The sequence below is a fragment of the Acidovorax sp. LjRoot117 genome, assembly GCF_964252695.1.
Classification (GTDB): domain Bacteria; phylum Pseudomonadota; class Gammaproteobacteria; order Burkholderiales; family Burkholderiaceae_C; genus Acidovorax.
The window spans coordinates 24,852-41,564 of the sequence record NZ_CAXUPO020000016.1; the positions used below are offsets into that span (position 1 = coordinate 24,852).

Here is a 16,713-nt window from a genome sequence, read left to right on the forward strand (position 1 = left end):
TGTCCAATCTGCTCGGTGAAGCACCGCCAAGGCTGCGCATGAACAACTTGATAGCTCTTTTCACGAGTGCAACCGGGACCAGATGAGTTGCCCCGATTGGACTGCATCAGGCGCCAAAAATCCACCTTCAGGTGACATACAGCCTGCATGTCACAACACAACGTCCTGGAGACTTACGGTCGCTGAAACCGAGCGCGAAGTGCAATCGAATCTGACAATCGAAGTCAATGGCTCTTGGCTCATTTATCGAACTCACCAGTCGCGATCTCACAGCATGTGGTGACTTGCCGAAGTGTTTTTGGTGGCTGGAAGTGCCGCCCACCTACTTTGAGCGCCAGATAGCGCCTTTAAGGGCAGAAGGCTTATCCTCTGCGCTGATATGAACCAACTCCAACTCTTTCTTCCTTGCGCCGCGGGCGTCGAGGGCTATCTAGCCGACGAGGTGCATGCCATCACCGGCCTCACGGGGCAGGACCTGCTGGTCGGCCGGGGCGGCGTGCTGCTGCGCGCCTCCTGGCGCGAGGCGCTGCTGCTGAACCTGCACAGCCGGCTGGCGCAGCGCGTGCTGGTGCAGCTGGCCCACCGCCCCTACCGGTCCGAGAACGACCTGTACGCCGCCGCGAGCGACGTCGCCTGGGAGATCTGGTTCACCACGCGCCAGACCTTCAAGGTCGAGGTCACGGCCCAGCACAGCCCGCTGCAGAGCCTGAACTTCGCGGGCCTGAAGGTCAAGGACGCGGTGGCCGATCGCTTTCGCGCCAAGAGCGGCGTGCGGCCCGACGTGAACACCCAGTGGCCCGACGTGCGCATCCACCTGCACCTGACCACCGACGAGGCCACGATCTACATCGACACCTCCGGCGAGCCGCTGTTCAAGCGCGGCTGGCGCGAGGACAAGGGCGACGCCCCGCTCAAGGAGACGCTGGCCGCCGCCATGATCGCCGCCAGCGGCTGGGACCCCCTGGGCGACAACCCCGTGCCGCTGTACGACCCCTGCTGCGGCAGCGGCACCATCGCCATCGAGGCCGCGCAGATCGCCTGCCGCATCCCGGCCGGCATGGTGCGGCGCTTTGCGTTCGAAAAACTGCTGCCGTTCCAGGGACATGTGTGGTCTGCTATCAAATCAGAAGCTGAAAGCGCAATCCAGGCGAGCGCTGTGCCGATTTTTGGCAGTGATGTCGCCTTCCGGATGGTCGACTTCGCGGTGCGCAACGCCGAGCGCGCCGGGGTGGCCGACGCGGTGCAGCTGCGCGGCGGCGACGCCCTGCAGCGCATGCCGCCCAGCGAACAGCCGGGCGTGATGCTGCTGAACCCGCCCTACGGCGAGCGGATTGCCGCCGCCGGTGCCGCGGGCCGCAACGCGGGCGAGCGCGCAGCCGACCGGGCCCAGGGCATGGCCGTGGGCCGTGAAGAGGCGCACACCGAGGACGGTGGCGAGTTCTTCAGCCAACTGGCCACGCACTGGAAGAGGAACTACAGCGGCTGGACGGCCTGGATGCTCACGCCCGACCTCAAGCTGCCCGGGAAGATGCGTCTGAAGGAGTCGCGCCGCGTGCCCATGTGGAACGGCCCCATCGAGTGCCGCATGTTCCGCTTCGACATGATCAAGGGCGCGGTGCGCGAGCGCCCCGCCAAGGCCGCCGACACCGGGCCCCGCGATGCGGGTTGAGCTGCACCTGCCCGCCGAGGCAGCGCCGCAAGAGCCCGCACGCCCCGTGGTGGTGGACACCAACGTCGCGCTCGACCTGCTGATCTTCTCGGACCCCGCCACCGTGCCGCTGCGGGCGCTGCTGGCAAAGCGGCGCCTGGACTGGATCGCCACGCAGGTCATGCGCGATGAGCTCGAGCGTGTGCTGGCCTATCCGCACATCGTCTCGCGCATGGACTACTACCAGGTGGATGCCGCGCAGGTGCTGGCCGCCTTCGACGCCCAGGCGCGGCTGGTGGACATCGCCGCGCCCGTGCAGTACGTGTGCAAGGACACGGACGACCAGAAGTTCATCGACCTGGCCGCCGCGCACCGCGCCATCCTGCTGAGCAAGGACAAGGCCGTGATCTGCATGCGAAAGCGCCTGCTGACCCTGGGTGCGCATGTGGCGACCGCCCTGGTGCTGACGCAGCCCGAGGTGGCTACCCCCTGATACTCCCTTAATCTCCAGAAATCCAAAGAACCGTTCCCGCGGAGCCCTTGGACGGGCTCAGGACAGCCATGCCACATGGCCGCGCAGGGCTTCGACGGGCTCCGCCCGAGCGGTATGGAATGATGGAACGCACACCCGTTTGAAGGGTGAAGGCGGCGCTGCGGCTTCCTTGGCTTACGCCGCGAACCGGAAGTCGCCGGCCGCGTGCAGCTGCCAGGCGCCGTCGCCCTTGAGCTCCAGCACATGGGTGTGGTGCTTGAGCACCGCAGGCCGGTGGGCGATGCTGACCAGCGTGGTGCCGCTCTCGCGCAGGCGTTCGTACAGCGCCGCTTCGTTGGCGCTGTCCAGCGCGCTCGTGGCCTCGTCCAGGATCACGATGCGCGGCTGCTTGGCCAGCACGCGGGCAAACGCCAGGCGCTGCTGCTCGCCGGTGGACAGCAGCTTCTCCCAGTCGTGCGAGGCGTCCAGTCCACCCACGCGCTCTGCCAGCGATTCGAGGTGCACCGCCTGCAGCAGCTCCAGCAGCTGCGCGTCGCTCAGCGCTGTCTTGCGCGCGGGGTAGATGATCTGGCTGCGCAGCGTGTCGAGCTGCATGTAGGGGCGCTGCGGCAGGAAGAACATGTCGTCCAGCGACGGGCTTTGCACCGTGCCGCTGCCAGAGCGCCACAGCCCGGCCACGGCGCGCAGCAGCGAGCTCTTGCCGCAGCCGCTCGGGCCGGTGATCAGCAGGGCGTCGCCCGGGTTCAGCGCCACGCACAGGTCCTGCACCAGCAGCCTGCCGAACTGGGGCGTGTGCAGCGTGAGGCCTTCGATGGACAGCGCATCGCCGCTGCGCAGCTCGATCTGCGACGTGAAGTCTTCCGTGGGCACCTGCTGTGCTTCGGCGGGCGGCGCGGCGGGGGGTGCGACGGGCTTTTCTGCCCATGGGGTGGGCGCGGCGGGCGTTTTCAGCGCCACCTGCGACAGCACGTGCAGGCGGTCGATGCCCGCGACGAACCGGCTCAGGCTCTCGAAGTTGTCCACGATCAGCGACACCGCGGCCAGCACGGCCGCAAACGCGCCGGCCGCCTGGATCGCGCGGCCCACCTCCATCTCGCCCGACAGCACGCCGTTGGCCAGGATGATGGCCGGCAGCACCAGCGTGAGCTGGCTGAAAGCACGCTGGTACAGGTTGAGCGAGCGCTGCTTCTTGATGAGGCGGCTGAAGTTGTTGAATGCGGCTTCGAACCGGCGGTTGAGCTGGGCGCGTTCTTGCGGCTCGCCGCGATAGAACGCGATGGACTCGGCGTTCTCGCGCAGGCGCATGAGGCCGAAGCGGAAGTCCGCCTCGCGCCGGATCTGCCAGAAGTTGAGCCGGATGAGCGGCGCACCGAAGAAGTACAGCGCGCCGAACGTGCCCAGCAGCGCATACGCGGCCAGAAACGCCACCAGCGTGTGCGAGATGGACCACAGCACCGCGCTGAACGCCACCAGTTGCATCAGCGACCCGAGAAAGATCAGCAGAAAGTGCGTGGAGCGCCCGGTGAAGGTGTTGATGTCTTCGCTGATGCGCTGGTCGGGGTTGTCGATCTCGTTGCCGGTGCCGATCTCGTAGTACTTGCGCTCGCCCAGGTAGCCGTCGAGAAACCGGTGGGTGAGCCACCGGCGCCAGTGGTTGGAGAACGCATCGCGCATGAAGTAGTAGAACGCGTACACCGGCACGGCGAACGCCAGCACCAGCAGGCTGCCGCGCACCGCGGCCCAGAACCGGTCGGCCTGCTTGGCGGCCAGGGCGGATGTCAGCTCGCCGCTCTTGTCGATCAGCATCACTGCGAGCTGTGTCTCCAGCACCATGAGCCCGATGAGCAGTGCGAGCAGGCCCCAGGCGGTGCGCTTCTTGTCGCCCGTCCAGTAGGGGCGGGCCACGCTCATGAACTGCTTCCAGGCCGACCAGGACAGCGTGGGTGGGCGACGGCGGCGGGGCTTTTTCTTGGCAGGCGGGGGCTTGGCTGAAGAGACAGCGGTCGGGTCAGGCAGGGCAGCGGCGGAAGCAGGATGTGGCATGAGGCAGGGAAGCTGAGGGTCGTGGTGCAAAACACCTGCCTGCACGATAGGTCCCGGGCCCCCGTGGTCCTGTCAGCCAATGCCTACCGGACATTACGGCGGGTTGCGCGACCTGCCGATGGCCGCGCAACCCGCATGGTTGGGGGCTTTGCGCCGATTCCCCTCAAAGCGCCGCGGCATGCCCAGGGGAGGGCGTTGCCACCGTGCCGCCTACGGCACCAGCAGGTCGTACGCGGCCCGCACGCGCTGCAGGTCGCGGCCCAGGCGGCGGCTGGTGGGCAGGTGGCGCATCCAGCGCATGCGGCCGATGCTGGTGGCCAGCACGGCCTGCATATCCGGGGTGCCCTGCGCCACCCACGCCGCCCAGCGGGCGCGGGCCTCGTGCAGCGTGCCGCTGGCGGGCAGGTAGATCGCCGTGGAGTGGGCGTAGCACAGCGCGTCGCGGGCATGGCACAGGGCCAGCGGCAGCACGGCGGCGGGGTCGTCCTCGAAATCGATGCAGGCCACCTCGCCGTCCGGGCAGCGCACCAGGTTGCGCGCGAACGCCTGGCTCAGGCAGGTGCCCTGGCGGTGCACGTGGGCCAGGGTGTTGAGGCCCTGCTGCCACAGCGCCAGCACCGCGGTGGCGTCGCCTGCGCGCACCGCGCCGTCGATCTCGTTGCCCAGCGAATGCGTTTCCTCGCCCACGCGGCCCAGGTGGCGCATGGCGAATCCATCGGTCTGCGCGGCCAGTACCGCCGGCACGCGGATGCCGCGCGCGGCCAGGTCGGTCAGGCGCCGTACCTCGGTCGCAATCGCGGCGGGACCGCCGGGGTTGGGCACGGGGCGCAGCACTGGCAGGCGCAGCAGGCCCGCCAGCAGGGCCATGGCGCGGTAGCGGCCCTGGCCGTGGGGCGCGCCCGCGCGCTTGATCCAGATCTGCTCGCCGCTCAGCACATGGCCCATCACGTTGTGGGGCTGCGCTGCCAGCTGCTGCCGCAGAAAGGCGCTGTAGTCGGTGGGGTGGGGCGCAGCCGTGCCCGCCAGTCGCTCGCCCGTCATGCCGCCACGTCGGCGGCGGCCACCGCCTGCGTCACGGCCACTGCCGCCTGTGCGACCTCCACATGGTGCGGCACCGACGGCTCCAGCTCCGGCTCGCGCGCTGCGAAGCTGTGGGCATTGGCCAGCGGCCAGTACAGCCGGAACACGTTGTGCTGCGCCTCCAGCGGGCCGAGCAGCGCGCCGGGCTGCACGCGCGTGATGAGGTTGGACAGCAGGCGCACCTCGGTGTCGCTGATGCGCCGCACGATGTGGTGCGCGGTGATGTCCTTGGGGTGGGTGAGGCCGGCCGCCTGCACCAGCTCCTGCAGCGCATGCAGCGTGCTGCGGTGGAACTGGGCCACGCGCGTGGCCTTGTCGGGCACCACCAACGCCTGCTGGCGCAGCGGGTCCTGCGTGGTCACGCCGGTGGGGCAGTGGCCGGTGTGGCAGGTCTGCGCCTGGATGCAGCCCAGCGCCATCATGAAGCCGCGCCCCGCGTTGCACCAGTCGGCGCCCAGCGCCATCATGCGCGCGATGTCGAAGGCGCTGATCACCTTGCCCGCGCAGCCGATCTGCACGCGGTCGCGCAGGTTCACGCCCACCAAGGTGTTGTGCACCAGCAGCAGGCCCTCCTGCAGCGGCGCGCCCACGTGGTCGCTGAACTCCACCGGTGCCGCGCCCGTGCCGCCCTCGGCTCCATCGACCACGATGAAGTCCGGCGTGATGCCGGTCACCAGCATGGCCTTGACGATGGCGAACCACTCCCACGGGTGGCCCAGGCAGAACTTGAAGCCCGTGGGCTTGCCACCCGACAGCGTGCGCAGCCTGGCGATGAACTGCATCATCTCCACCGGATTGCGGAACGCGCTGTGGCTGGCCGGCGAGATGCAGGCCTCGCCCTCCATCACGCCGCGCGCCGCTGCGATCTCGGCCGTGACCTTGGCGCCGGGCAGCACGCCGCCGTGGCCCGGCTTGGCGCCCTGGCTGAGCTTGAGCTCGATCATCTTGACCTGTGGGTCGCTGGCATTGGCCGTGAAGCGTTCTTCGCTGAAGGTGCCGTCGCCATTGCGGCAGCCGAAGTAGCCCGAGCCGATCTCCCAGATCAAATCGCCGCCATGCACCCGGTGGTGCTGGCTGATGCTGCCCTCGCCCGTGTCGTGCGCGAAGCCGCCTTTGCGGGCGCCCTGGTTCAGCGCCAGGACGGCATTGGCCGACAGCGCGCCAAAGCTCATGGCCGAGATGTTGAAGATGCTCGCGTGGTAGGGCTGGGTGCAGGGCGAGACGGACTGCGAGGGCTTGTCCGGGCTGCCGCCGATCCACACGCGGAAGTCGTGCGACGGCAGCTCGGTGGGCGCGAGCGAGTGGTTCACCCATTCGTAGCCCTGCGCCCCCACGTCCAGGTGCGTGCCGAAGGGCCGGTTGTCCGGGTCGCCCTTGGCGCGCTGGTACACCAGGGAGCGCTGCGCGCGCGAGAACGGGGCGGCCTCGCTGTCGCTCTCGATGAAATACTGGCGCACCTCCGGCCGGATGTACTCCAGCATGAAGCGCAGGTGCCCGATGACCGGGTAGTTGCGCAAGATGGCATGGCGCGTCTGCTGCAGGTCGTACACGCCCAGCGCCACCAGCGCGGCGCACACCAGCACCACCGGCAGCGCCACGCCGAATGCCACGAAGGCGAACAGCGACAGCAGCAGCGCAAAAATGCTGAGCACAAACGCGGTGTAGCGCACCGGGTACAGGGAGTTGAGCTGGTGGATCATGGGGTGTCCTGGTTCTGCGGAAAGCGGCAGCGGGCTACACTGGCCGCCTTTTTGCACCGTGGCGCACGGCGCCGCCAGCCTGCGGGCGCCGGCCCTGGAGCGCCCGACGCGCTTGCCGCACGCGCATCATAGAAGTAAAAAATTGCGTCCAGGAGCTTTCGGCGCCGCCTTGGCTGCCCATGGGCCCACCGCACCCTGCACCCTGAACACCGACCCGCACCGACGAACGGAGCCCCCCCATGACCCAGCCTGCCACCCCCTCCACCCCAGCCACGGCCGACACCGCCGGCACGGATCTGTCCACGCTGCCCGCCGGCTTCCCCGCAGGCCTCGGCCCGGACGAGCTCGAAGAGATCGACAACATCCTCGACGACCTGCGTTCGCGCGGCGAGGAAATCCCCCAGTGGGAGTTCTGCGACGGCTTCCTGACCGCCGTGATCTGCAGCCGCCGCCCCATTGCCCCGGCCGAATACCTGCCCATGCTGCTGGGCGACGGTGCCGAGCTCGACATCGCCGACGGCGAGCCCCTGCCGCTGCTGTCCGCCTTTGCCGACGCTGCGCAGCAGGCGCGCTTTCTGGAGTTGTGGCAGCGCCGCTGGACCGAGGTGGAGGCACAGCTCGACGCCAAGGTCGAGACGCTGGACGACGAGCGCACCTTCCAGCCCGAGGCCATGGACATGCGTGGCGCCGTCGCCAGCCTGACCGACGAGCAGCGCGCCGAGATGGACAACGACCAGGAAGTGCCGTCCTTCGGCCAGGTGTGGGCGCTGGGCTTCATGTTCGCCGTGGAGAACTGGCCCGAGGACTGGGCCGCCCCGCGCGACAAGGAAGCCGCCCGCTGGCTGGACGATGCGCTGAGCAGCATCGTGGCCCTGACCGAAGACGACACCGGCAAGCCCGAGGTCTGCATGTACAGCGAAGACGGCCCGCCCAGCACCAGCCAGGCGCGCGTGGAAGCCTTCGGCGAAGCCATCTGGGCCGTGTACGACCTGCGCCAGATCTGGAAGAGCATGGGCCCACGCGTCGAGACCCTGCGCAAGGCCCCCGAGCCGGGCCGCAACGACCCCTGCTTTTGCGGCAGCGGCAAGAAGTACAAGAAGTGCCACGGGGCGTGATGGCGCGTGATGGGGCTTGGCGGAGCGTGATCAGCCCTGCCAAACCCTTGTCGTGCCGGACAGACCTTTTGCTATTTATTTGATAGCTACTGCCACTTGCCACAAGAGCGGTAGCAGCCATTTTTGTTTGAAATCCATGTCGCGCGCCCCTTCAGGGCGCGCTGTGTTTTGCGCTGTATGACACCCGCTTATCTCACCCGCCTGCGCGCCGAATGGGCGCCCAGCATTCCGCGCGAGCTGCTGGCAGGCGCTGTCGCCACGTTTGCGCTCATCCCCGAGGTCATCGCGTTCTCGTTCGTGGCGGGGGTCGATCCGTCGGTGGGGCTGTTCGCCTCGTTCGTCATCAGTGTGGTCATCGCCTTCGTGGGCGGCCGGCCGGCCATGGTGTCGGCCGCGGCGGGCTCGGTGGCGCTCGTGGCGGCGCCGCTGGTGCAGTCGCACGGGCTCGGCTATTTGCTGGCGGCGGGCTTGCTGGCGGGGCTGGTGCAGTTGGTGTTCGGCCTGCTCAAGCTCGGCGTGCTGATGCGGTTCGTCTCCAGCTCGGTGCGCACCGGCTTCGTCAACGCGTTGGCGGTGCTGATCTTTGCCGCGCAGCTGCCGCACCTGCAGGGCCAGGGCGTGGCCACCTGGGCCATGCTGGCACTGGGGCTGGCCATCATCTACGGCCTGCCGTGGCTGGGCGGCGTACTGCGGCTGCCGGCGCTCAGCGCCGTGCCGTCGCCGCTGATCTGCGTGGTGGCGCTGACCCTGCTGGCGCAAAGCCTGGGCGTGCATCTGCCCACGGTGGCGGACCTGGGCAAGCTGCCGGACTCGCTGCCCGTTTTCGGCTGGCCCGGCGTGCCGCTGTCGCTCGATACGCTGCGCATCATCCTGCTCCCGGCCCTGGCGATTGCCATGGTGGGCCTGCTCGAATCGGTGCTCACCGCCGCCGTGGTCGATGAGATGACCGACACCCCGAGCGACAAGAACCGCGAGTGCGCGGGCCTGGGTGTGGCCAACATCGCGGCCAGCCTGTTCGGCGGCATCGCGGGCTGCGGAATGATCGGCCAGGCCGTGGGCAACGTGAAATACGGCGGGCGCGGCCGGCTGTCCACGTTGTTCGCCGGCGTGTTCCTGCTCATCCTCATGGTGGCGCTGAAAGACTGGGTCTCCCGGGTGCCGGTGATCGCGCTCGTGGCCATCATGGTGATGGTGTCGGCCTCCACCTTCGACTGGAGGTCGCTCACTGCGCTGGTGCGCCACCCGCGCCTGTCCAGTGCGGTGATGCTGGCCACGGTCGTGGTCACCATCGCCACGCACAACCTGGCGGCGGGCGTGGCCGTGGGCGTGCTGCTCAGCGGCGTGTTCTTTGCGTTCAAGGTGTCGCGCATGCTGGCGGTGCAGGTGCACGACGACGATGCCACCGGCGTGCGCACCTGGCGGGTGACGGGCCAGGTGTTCTTCGCCTCGGCCGACGCGTTCATCGAGGCGTTCGACGTGCTGGGCGCCGAGGGCCGCGCGGTGGTCATCGACGTCACGCACGCCCACTTCTGGGACATCACCGCCGTGGCCGCGCTCGACAAGGTGGCAGAGCGCCTGCGCCACCACGGCTGCACGGTACAGGTGCTGGGGCTGAATGAAGCCAGCGGCGTGCTGATCGACCGCATGGCAGCCGACAAGGGCTGATGGGGTTGCGCAGGCGCTGATCGGGCTGCACCCCGGGGCTGCACCGCGGGCCGGCGAGCCCGGCAGGCGCCGAGGTGGTCAGTGCATCGTGATCACTGCCCCTGGCGCGGTCACGCTGGCAACCACCCCAGCAGCCGCTGCAGCGCATAGCGCAGCGTGGCCGCCCGCACGGTGCCGCGGTCGCCTGCAAAGTGCTGCATTTCGCTGTGCGTCTCGCCGCCCACGCACCAGGCAAACCACACGGTGCCCACCGGCTTCTCGTCGCTGCCGCCCGTGGGGCCGGCCACGCCGGTGACCGCCAGGCTGACCTGGGCCTGCGAGTGGGTGAGCGCGCCGTCGGCCATGGCGCGCGCCACGGCTTCGCTCACTGCGCCGTGCTGCTCGATGAGCGCGGCGGGCACGCCCAGCATGTCGGTCTTGGCGGCGTTGGAGTAGGTGACGAAGCCGCGCTCGAACCATTGGCTGGAGCCCGCCAGGTCAGTGCAGGCCGCGGCGATCATGCCGCCGGTGCAGCTCTCGGCCGTGGCCAGCATGTGGCGGTGCTGCAGCAGGCGCAGCGAAATCTGCGTCAAATTGGCATCCAGCGCTGTACTGTCAAGCGCTATCAGCTCACTTTTTGATAGTGACGTCATGGTCATCGGAGTCTCCGCAGCGCCTGTCGGCAAGTCCACTAGGCTGCCACAAACTGGCGGCGCGGTACAGGTGCAGGGCCGGCGGGCCCCGCGCAGCGGCCTACCAGAAGCGCCACAGCGCAATGACCAGCAGCGTGCAAAACGCCGCCACGAAGTCGTCGAACAAAATGCCCCAGCCCCCGCGCCAGCCAAAGCCTTTGAACAGGCCGTCGGCCCAGCCCACGGGCCCGGGCTTGGCCGCGTCGAAGAAGCGGAACAGCGCAAACGCCGTGAGCTGGCCCCAGAAGCCCATGGGCATGGCCAGCCACAGCACCAGCCAGAAGGCGACGATCTCGTCCCACACGATGCTGCCGGGGTCGGCCACGCGCAGGTGGCGCGCGGCGGTGGTGCAGGCCCACCAGCCCACCAGCGTGCCGCCGGCGATGAGCAGGCCCATGCGCCAGGGCGTCATCCACTGCTGCAGCACCAGGTAGGCGAGCCACGCCCACAGCGTGCCCACGGTGCCCGGCGCCTTGCGCGAGAGGCCCGCGCCAAAGCCGAGCGCGATGAAGTGGGCCGGGTGGGCGAGCAGGAAGCGCACGGTGGGGCGCAGGGCGTCTGGGGCGGAGGGCATGTCGGCAGCAAAAAAAGAAAGGGCAGGCCCGTCGTGGTGCCTGCCCTTGGATTGTCACCCAGCGGCGCCGGTGCGCCCCGGCGGCTGGTTGGATGCCGTGGCCGCCGTATCCGCCGTATCCGCAGCGGCTGCCGCGTTACTGCCGTTCTTGAAGCTGGACGTCCTTGGGGTAGCGGATGGTGTGCTCGGCGCTGAACTGCGCCGTGGCGCCTGCCGCCAGGCTCTGCTGCCAGGCCACGGTGCCGGGCGTGCGGTCCCACGCCAGGTCGGCGGGCTGGGGCTGGTAGCGCGACTCGACCTCGATCTTCTCGTTGCGCGAGACCGGCGCCGCGTGCAGCACCTGCAGCGTGATGGCGGTCTTGTGGCGGTTGTCCACGCTGTAGGCGCGGCGCGTCTTGCGCTCGGTGCGCGAGCCGGTGAAACCCGTGCTGCCGGTCAGGTCCTGCACCGCCTCGGCACGCACGGTGACCAGCTCATCGCGGCCGAACGACAGGCTGGTGCTGCCCGCAGGCGCGCCCGCGCTGGCCGCCGCGAAGTCGATGCGCCCGGTGCCCACGAAGGCACCGTCGCGGTACAGCCCCACCGTGCCCGCCGGCCACACGCCCGCAGGCTGCGCCATCTGTGCGACGAGGTAGGCGGCTTCTTCCACCGCGGGTGCCGTGCGCGTGATCAGCGTGGCGGGGGCCGTCTGGCTGCCCAATGCCAGCGTCACGCGCTGGCCGCTGGACGGCACGGTGATGCGCTGCGGCACGGCGAACTCGGTGGCAAAGCCCTTGTCGATGGAGCTCACGTCGAAGCTGGGCATGGCGTCTTCGGCCATGCGCGCGCGAGCCAGGGGGGCAGGAGCCGCTGGTGGCGCGGGCGCAGCCATCGCCATGACGGGCGCCACAGCACCCACGGGCTGCGGCGGTGGTGCCACATCCAGCGTCCAGGCGCGCGGCAGGCGGCCCTGCGTGGCGCGGCCGGGCTGGCCGGTGGACAGCGTGAGCTGCACGCCCGTCCAGTCCTCGCCGCTGTTTTGCGCCACCAGCGCCTGGCGCTCCAGCAGCACGGTCGACTTGGCGCCATCCAGCGTGGCGCGGTAGGTGGGCTGCCAGCCCGGTCCACGCACCTGGTACGACAGGCGCAGCTCGGCGTCGCGCTCTGCCGCCAGGTTGATGCTCACGGAGACCACGCGTGCGCGCTGGCTGGCCACGCGGTCGCGCTCGGCCACCAGGGGCTTCAAGGCGAGTTCGAGCGCCTCTTGCTTGCGCTTGAGCTGGTGCGTGCGTGCAAACGCGTCCTGCCCGGACTTGCGCAGCACTTCGGCCGTGGCCGTGATCTGGGCGGGCGTGGGGCTGGCGATGCGGGTGTTGGTGGCGGTCGCCGTGGTGGCCGCTGCCGTGGCGTCGTCGCCCGTGACCGCACCACCCACGCCGGCCACGCCGCGCAGGTAGCCGTCCACCAGCTGCAGCGCCGAGGCCTCGGCCTTCACCCCGGCGATCTGGTCCTCCAGCTCGCGGATGCGGCCGTCCAGCGGGCTCGCGCAGGCGGCGGCCACATCGCGGTCTTCGGTCAGCACGTTGAACTCGCCCACGCGCACGGCGGCGTCGGCGCTGATCTGCAGGCTCTGCGCATCGATCGACGCGGGCAGGCAGCCAATGGTCAGGCTGCGCGCGCCGGATGGCACGCGGGCCACGCGCTCCACGGTGGCGCTGCCGGGGTACACGGTGACGCGGGCGATGCGTGATGTGTCGCCGGCCGCGGGGCGTGGCGCGTCCTGCGCCATGGCGACGAAGGGCAGCGCGCCCACCCCGCTGACGATGCAGGCCATCCACCACGCGCGGTGGACGACAAAAGCGCGTGGGCGCAACGCGGTGGGGCTGGGCATCGCAGGCTCCTCGAAGGGGTGTGGATCGGGTGCCGGATGCTAGCAGGCCCGGGGCGGCAGGCAGCGGTGGATTCAGGGGGTTGGCGCCGTCGCTGCAGCCACTTCTTGTAACGATTTTCGGGGAGTGCCCTAGGGGCATGTTCGCCCGCTCCGTTTAAAACGCCAGGGGGCCGCCGTCGCCGCGCGATCCATCCATCCATCCAACCACGAGGAGCACCGAGTGCAGGACAACGACAAGACCGCCTTTGACTCCGCGATCCGGGCGCTGGAGTTCGAGATCGCCAACGCCGGCACGCACCTGACCATCGACGCCACCGCGCGCCAGGCGTATTCGATGCAGATCCAGGCGATGGCCAACGAACTGCGCGGGCAGGTGAGCAGCGGGCGCATGACCTGGGCGCAGGCCGCCCAGCAGGCGCAGGAGGCCCGCAACGCCATCATGGAAGTCATCCGCGGCCGCAGCACCCCGGTGGGCCGCGCGATGGCCGAGCGCCTCAAGCGCGAAGGCAAGACGCTCAACGAACTCATCGCGCGCAAGACGCAGCAACTGCACGGCGCCGGCGCGGACTTTGGCCGGCTCTCCACCACCCAGCAGAACGCGGTGTATGCCGAGATCGTCAAATCCGCCGGCACGTCGAACCCGCGCGTGACCGCCACCATGCGCAACTTCTCGCGCGCTGGGCGGGGCCTGCTGGTGCTGTCGATCGCCCTGTCCGTGTATTCCATCGCCAAGGCCGAAGACAAGGCCGGCGCCGCCCGCCGCGAAGTGGCCGTCACCGGCGCCGGCATTGGCGGCGGCATCGCCGGCGGCGCCCTGGCCGGCCTGGCCTGCGGCCCCGGGGCGCCTGTGTGCGTCACCGTCGGTGCTTTTGTCGGCGGCGCGCTGGCGGCCTTCGGCGTGGACTACTTCTGGTAAGGCGTGGCCCGCATGCACCTGCTCACACCCCAAGAGCTGTCGGTCGAGCGCCTGGCAGGCCGCCCCGACGACGCACCCGCCCACTGCCACATCCTGCGCAACGGCCAGGCCACAGGTCGCCATGTGCCCGGTGCGGTGCTGGAGGCGGCTGCGCAATGGCAAGGCTTCACGCTGCTGCTGACGACCGACGACGTCCCGGCGGAAGAATTTCTGCATATCCACCTGCTCGATGCGGACCTGCAGTGCATCGACACTGCAACGCTGGGGGCGATGTATTCCACGGGCTCGTTCTCGCTGCTTCCGTCGCCCGAGCCGGACACGCTGCGGTTTCGTTTCATCGGCGATACCGACTGGAGCGTGCAGGTGCTGGCGGAGCCTGGCTTTCGGGTTCCGCTGTGGTCGGAGCCGACCGGTGTGAGTCGGCCCGCGGGGTTCTCGCGGCACTTCGTGGTGCGGGGGAATCCGAAGCGGGAGGGGGAGTAGGGTTCTCTTCTTTTTTTTGCGGTTGCTCACCGGCCAACTGGCACGCAGCCACAGGCACAGGCGAAATGACGGAGGGGCGATTTAAGCGGTTGGTAGCATGCTGCTGAATGCCAGGAGCTGACGCATGTCTAGACGTTTTGTCGAACTGGAATTAACCATCGTGGGCCGTGCAAAGATGCCCGTCCTGACCGGTGGCGTTTATCGCCCGCACCTGCGCGTGGAAGGCGGCGAGTACCTCGGCGTCTCATTTGTTGATGGCCCGCACGCGAGCCCTGGATCGACAGTCCGTGCCGTTGCCGCATTGATGTATGACCCCGAAGTCGATTACTGCGCGCTGCTGGTCGGAACCCATTTCGACGTTTTGGAAGGCCCGAAGGTCGTGGGCTCCGGCCGGGTTGTACGAGGGCCGTTCACCCCCTCAATGACTACAAGCGTCCAAAAACGGACATCAGGACACAGGATGAGATCAATCTCCGTTCAAGTTCAACCAGACAGATCGCCTAGCCTGGATATCAAAGAGCTTTCAGCCTTGTTCCAGGAGGTCGCAGACGATCACGCCCTTGTAACGTGCCATAGCTTTGACAGCGGCGATGAAGATGGTCTCTATTTCAATTTCACCTTTGAAACGGACGATGCGGTGGCCTTGTGGAATGACATACGACGACTAGTCTTCGAGACTCCGCGTTTCCAACAGCATCTATCCAGGGCCGCGATGGCGATGTGCTCCAGCGATGATGGCTGGGACTCTTGTGTCCAGCTCCGACATTGGGACACGCAAGTGCCATTGGTTGCAGACAATAACTTTTGAAGGTCTGCTCGCTGCCCCAAGGCGAGGTTGAGAGTTGCCCCGAAGGCGGCTGATCCAGAGTTTCGCAATTGGAGAAACCATGCTGGAAATGTCCGATTGAATTCGCCATCACAGCGATTCAAGCTAGCGGGTCCCAGCGGGCGGTGCGCTTCTCGCAAAAGCAGACAGCTGCGCTCAGCTGTTCATTGCAGCACAGTGCCTTGCTGTATGGCTTTTAGAACTCTTTCTTTAGCCGTTTGCCATGCCCATTGCATGTTCTCCAACATACGTTGGTCACATTGATCGAGCACCCAATGAGCAATCGAGCGCCGAAAGCTCTCAGTCGAATCATTGACTAGCAACTCATAGGTACATGCTGCAACACGATGCTGAATCTCATTGATCTGGCGAAGATGAGTGGGATGCTCCAACTCTTCGCTCTCAGGGATGTAGCTATCACGACCAGCAACAGTCAAACAGTGACCGAGTGCCGTCAGAAAGATAACTTGATGAATCGATGGCAGAGATTCCAGCCATTCCCCCTGAGCTTCAGATTCTGTCATCTTGTTTCTCTTTTTGATCGGTTGCTTCCGACCGAATTCTGCCACCCTCGACCCCTCCACCACTCCTCACGTTTCACGCACTCCACGGCCTCGCCCCACCACCTTCACCCCAACGCCTGCGGCACCTCCCGCGCCAAAAAGTCATACACCGCACGAATCCTTCGGCTCGTGCGGATCTCGCGGTGCACCGTGAGCCAGATGGGCAGTTCGGGCAGAGGCAGCATGGGCAGCACGGGCACGACGTCGGGGTCGGTACGGGCCATGTAGTCGCCGACAAAGCCCACGCCCAAACCAGCGCGCACGGCTTCCCAGCAGGCGATCAAGTCGTCGGTGCGGAAGGCAAAGCGTTGGCGGTCCACCGGGTAGCCCATGGCGGCAAAACCTTGCTGGATGTCTTCGTGCCGGTCGTTGCCGATCAGCTCGTGCTGCAGCAGGTCTGACGGCTGGCGCGGTGTGCCTTTGCGGCGCAGGTAGTCGCGGTGGGCATATGCGCCCAGCTTTACGGCGCCGATGCGCTTGGCCACCAGGCTGGCCTGGTCGGGGCGGACCATGCGCAGGGCGATGTCGGCTTCGCGGCGCAGCAGGTTGGTGACTTCGTTGCTGGACACCAGTTCCACCTGCACCTCAGGCAGCGCCTGCCGCATGCGCGCGAGCACCGGCGGCAGCAGCACGCAGGCCACGGGCTGGCTGGCGGTGATGCGCACGGTGCCGCTCACGCCGGCCTCGGCGCCCGACACGCTGCGCGCCAGCTGGTGCGCGCCGGCCTCCATGGCGCGGGCCGATTCGGCCAGCTGCAGTGCCGTGGCGGTGGGCAGCAGGCCGCGGCCGGTGCGCTCGAACAGCACCACGCCCAGCTGTGATTCCAGCTCGGCGATGTGGCGGCCGATGGTGGGCTGGCTGGCTTTCAGCATGCGGGCCGCGCCCAGCAGGCTGCCCTGGTCCAGCGCGGCCAGGAAGGACTGCACCAGGCTCCAGTCGAAAGTGTGTTTCATGGCGGTAGCGTGCTCCGGGTCGGCGGTGTCTAGCTATTCAAAAATGAATTACTGGTATGGATAGTTAGGCAATTGTGTGGTTGTCGGTGCGTTTTCACAATCGGTCCATTCCT

At 68.0% G+C, this 16,713-nt stretch carries 15 protein-coding genes; 7 read left to right on the forward strand and 8 right to left on the reverse strand.

Going from position 1 to position 16,713, the window contains the following annotated elements; all coding sequences use genetic code 11:
* The first annotated feature begins 379 nt into the window (after positions 1-379).
* Both ACSQ3D_RS25555 and ACSQ3D_RS25560 read left to right on the forward strand, forming a co-directional pair.
* Positions 380-1,669 (forward strand): THUMP domain-containing class I SAM-dependent RNA methyltransferase, encoded by a 1,290-nt coding sequence (locus ACSQ3D_RS25555; RefSeq protein WP_436128701.1) that lies wholly within the window; start codon positions 380-382, stop codon positions 1,667-1,669.
* Positions 1,659-2,141 (forward strand): putative toxin-antitoxin system toxin component, PIN family, encoded by a 483-nt coding sequence (locus ACSQ3D_RS25560; RefSeq protein WP_436128702.1) that lies wholly within the window; start codon positions 1,659-1,661, stop codon positions 2,139-2,141. Before ACSQ3D_RS25555 ends, ACSQ3D_RS25560 begins: the two co-directional genes overlap by 11 nt.
* A 174-nt stretch (positions 2,142-2,315) precedes the next feature.
* On the opposite strand, the gene ACSQ3D_RS25565 is transcribed toward ACSQ3D_RS25560, so the two are convergent.
* The 3 genes from ACSQ3D_RS25565 to ACSQ3D_RS25575 all read right to left on the reverse strand — a co-directional run bounded on the left by ACSQ3D_RS25565 (position 2,316) and on the right by ACSQ3D_RS25575 (position 6,964).
* Positions 2,316-4,052 carry an ABC transporter ATP-binding protein/permease gene (locus ACSQ3D_RS25565; protein WP_436128703.1) on the reverse strand — a complete coding sequence of 579 codons (1,737 nt, stop codon included), beginning with the start codon at positions 4,050-4,052 and terminating at the stop codon, positions 2,316-2,318.
* Between the two features lie 342 nt (positions 4,053-4,394).
* Positions 4,395-5,225: a hypothetical protein gene (locus tag ACSQ3D_RS25570; protein ID WP_436128704.1), complete on the reverse strand. Its 831-nt coding sequence runs from the start codon at positions 5,223-5,225 to the stop codon at positions 4,395-4,397.
* A complete protein-coding gene (locus tag ACSQ3D_RS25575) occupies positions 5,222-6,964 on the reverse strand; it encodes an FMN-binding glutamate synthase family protein (RefSeq protein WP_436128705.1) in 1,743 nt (580 codons plus the stop codon). Before ACSQ3D_RS25575 ends, ACSQ3D_RS25570 begins: the two co-directional genes overlap by 4 nt.
* Before the next feature lie 239 nt (positions 6,965-7,203).
* Between ACSQ3D_RS25575 and ACSQ3D_RS25580 the strand changes: the two genes are divergently transcribed.
* Both ACSQ3D_RS25580 and ACSQ3D_RS25585 read left to right on the forward strand, forming a co-directional pair.
* On the forward strand, positions 7,204-8,079 hold the full coding sequence (locus ACSQ3D_RS25580) for a UPF0149 family protein (protein WP_056420509.1): 876 nt from the start codon (positions 7,204-7,206) through the stop codon (positions 8,077-8,079).
* A gap of 177 nt (positions 8,080-8,256) precedes the next feature.
* Positions 8,257-9,744, forward strand: coding sequence for a SulP family inorganic anion transporter (locus ACSQ3D_RS25585; RefSeq protein ID WP_396504852.1), 1,488 nt, complete (start codon positions 8,257-8,259; stop codon positions 9,742-9,744).
* A gap of 110 nt (positions 9,745-9,854) precedes the next feature.
* Here ACSQ3D_RS25585 and ACSQ3D_RS25590 read toward each other — a convergent pair whose 3' ends face one another.
* The 3 genes from ACSQ3D_RS25590 to ACSQ3D_RS25600 form a co-directional block, all read right to left on the reverse strand.
* The gene (locus ACSQ3D_RS25590; protein ID WP_436128759.1) at positions 9,855-10,376 is read right to left on the reverse strand and encodes a CinA family protein; all 522 of its coding nucleotides are present in this window, start codon (positions 10,374-10,376) and stop codon (positions 9,855-9,857) included.
* Positions 10,377-10,476: 100 nt separating this feature from the next.
* Positions 10,477-10,989 carry a phosphatidylglycerophosphatase A family protein gene (locus ACSQ3D_RS25595; protein ID WP_056420500.1) on the reverse strand — a complete coding sequence of 171 codons (513 nt, stop codon included), beginning with the start codon at positions 10,987-10,989 and terminating at the stop codon, positions 10,477-10,479.
* A gap of 136 nt (positions 10,990-11,125) precedes the next feature.
* On the reverse strand, positions 11,126-12,802 hold the full coding sequence (locus ACSQ3D_RS25600; protein WP_436128760.1) for a DUF4139 domain-containing protein: 1,677 nt from the start codon (positions 12,800-12,802) through the stop codon (positions 11,126-11,128).
* Between the two features lie 277 nt (positions 12,803-13,079).
* On the opposite strand from ACSQ3D_RS25600, the gene ACSQ3D_RS25605 reads away from it, so the two are divergent.
* The 3 genes from ACSQ3D_RS25605 (at position 13,080) to ACSQ3D_RS25615 (ending at position 15,066) form a co-directional block, all read left to right on the forward strand.
* The gene (locus tag ACSQ3D_RS25605; RefSeq protein ID WP_436128706.1) at positions 13,080-13,775 is read left to right on the forward strand and encodes a hypothetical protein; all 696 of its coding nucleotides are present in this window, start codon (positions 13,080-13,082) and stop codon (positions 13,773-13,775) included.
* A gap of 12 nt (positions 13,776-13,787) precedes the next feature.
* On the forward strand, positions 13,788-14,258 hold the full coding sequence (locus tag ACSQ3D_RS25610) for a hypothetical protein (protein ID WP_436128707.1): 471 nt from the start codon (positions 13,788-13,790) through the stop codon (positions 14,256-14,258).
* Positions 14,259-14,382: 124 nt separating this feature from the next.
* The gene (locus ACSQ3D_RS25615; protein ID WP_436128708.1) at positions 14,383-15,066 is read left to right on the forward strand and encodes a hypothetical protein; all 684 of its coding nucleotides are present in this window, start codon (positions 14,383-14,385) and stop codon (positions 15,064-15,066) included.
* 182 nt (positions 15,067-15,248) lie between these two features.
* Here the strand turns inward: ACSQ3D_RS25615 and ACSQ3D_RS25620 are convergent, their stop codons facing one another.
* Together ACSQ3D_RS25620 and ACSQ3D_RS25625 are read right to left on the reverse strand one after the other, a co-directional pair.
* The gene (locus ACSQ3D_RS25620; protein WP_436128709.1) at positions 15,249-15,608 is read right to left on the reverse strand and encodes a hypothetical protein; all 360 of its coding nucleotides are present in this window, start codon (positions 15,606-15,608) and stop codon (positions 15,249-15,251) included.
* 104 nt (positions 15,609-15,712) lie between these two features.
* Positions 15,713-16,600, reverse strand: coding sequence for a LysR family transcriptional regulator (locus ACSQ3D_RS25625; RefSeq protein WP_436128710.1), 888 nt, complete (start codon positions 16,598-16,600; stop codon positions 15,713-15,715).
* Between the last annotated feature and the right edge of the window lie 113 nt (positions 16,601-16,713).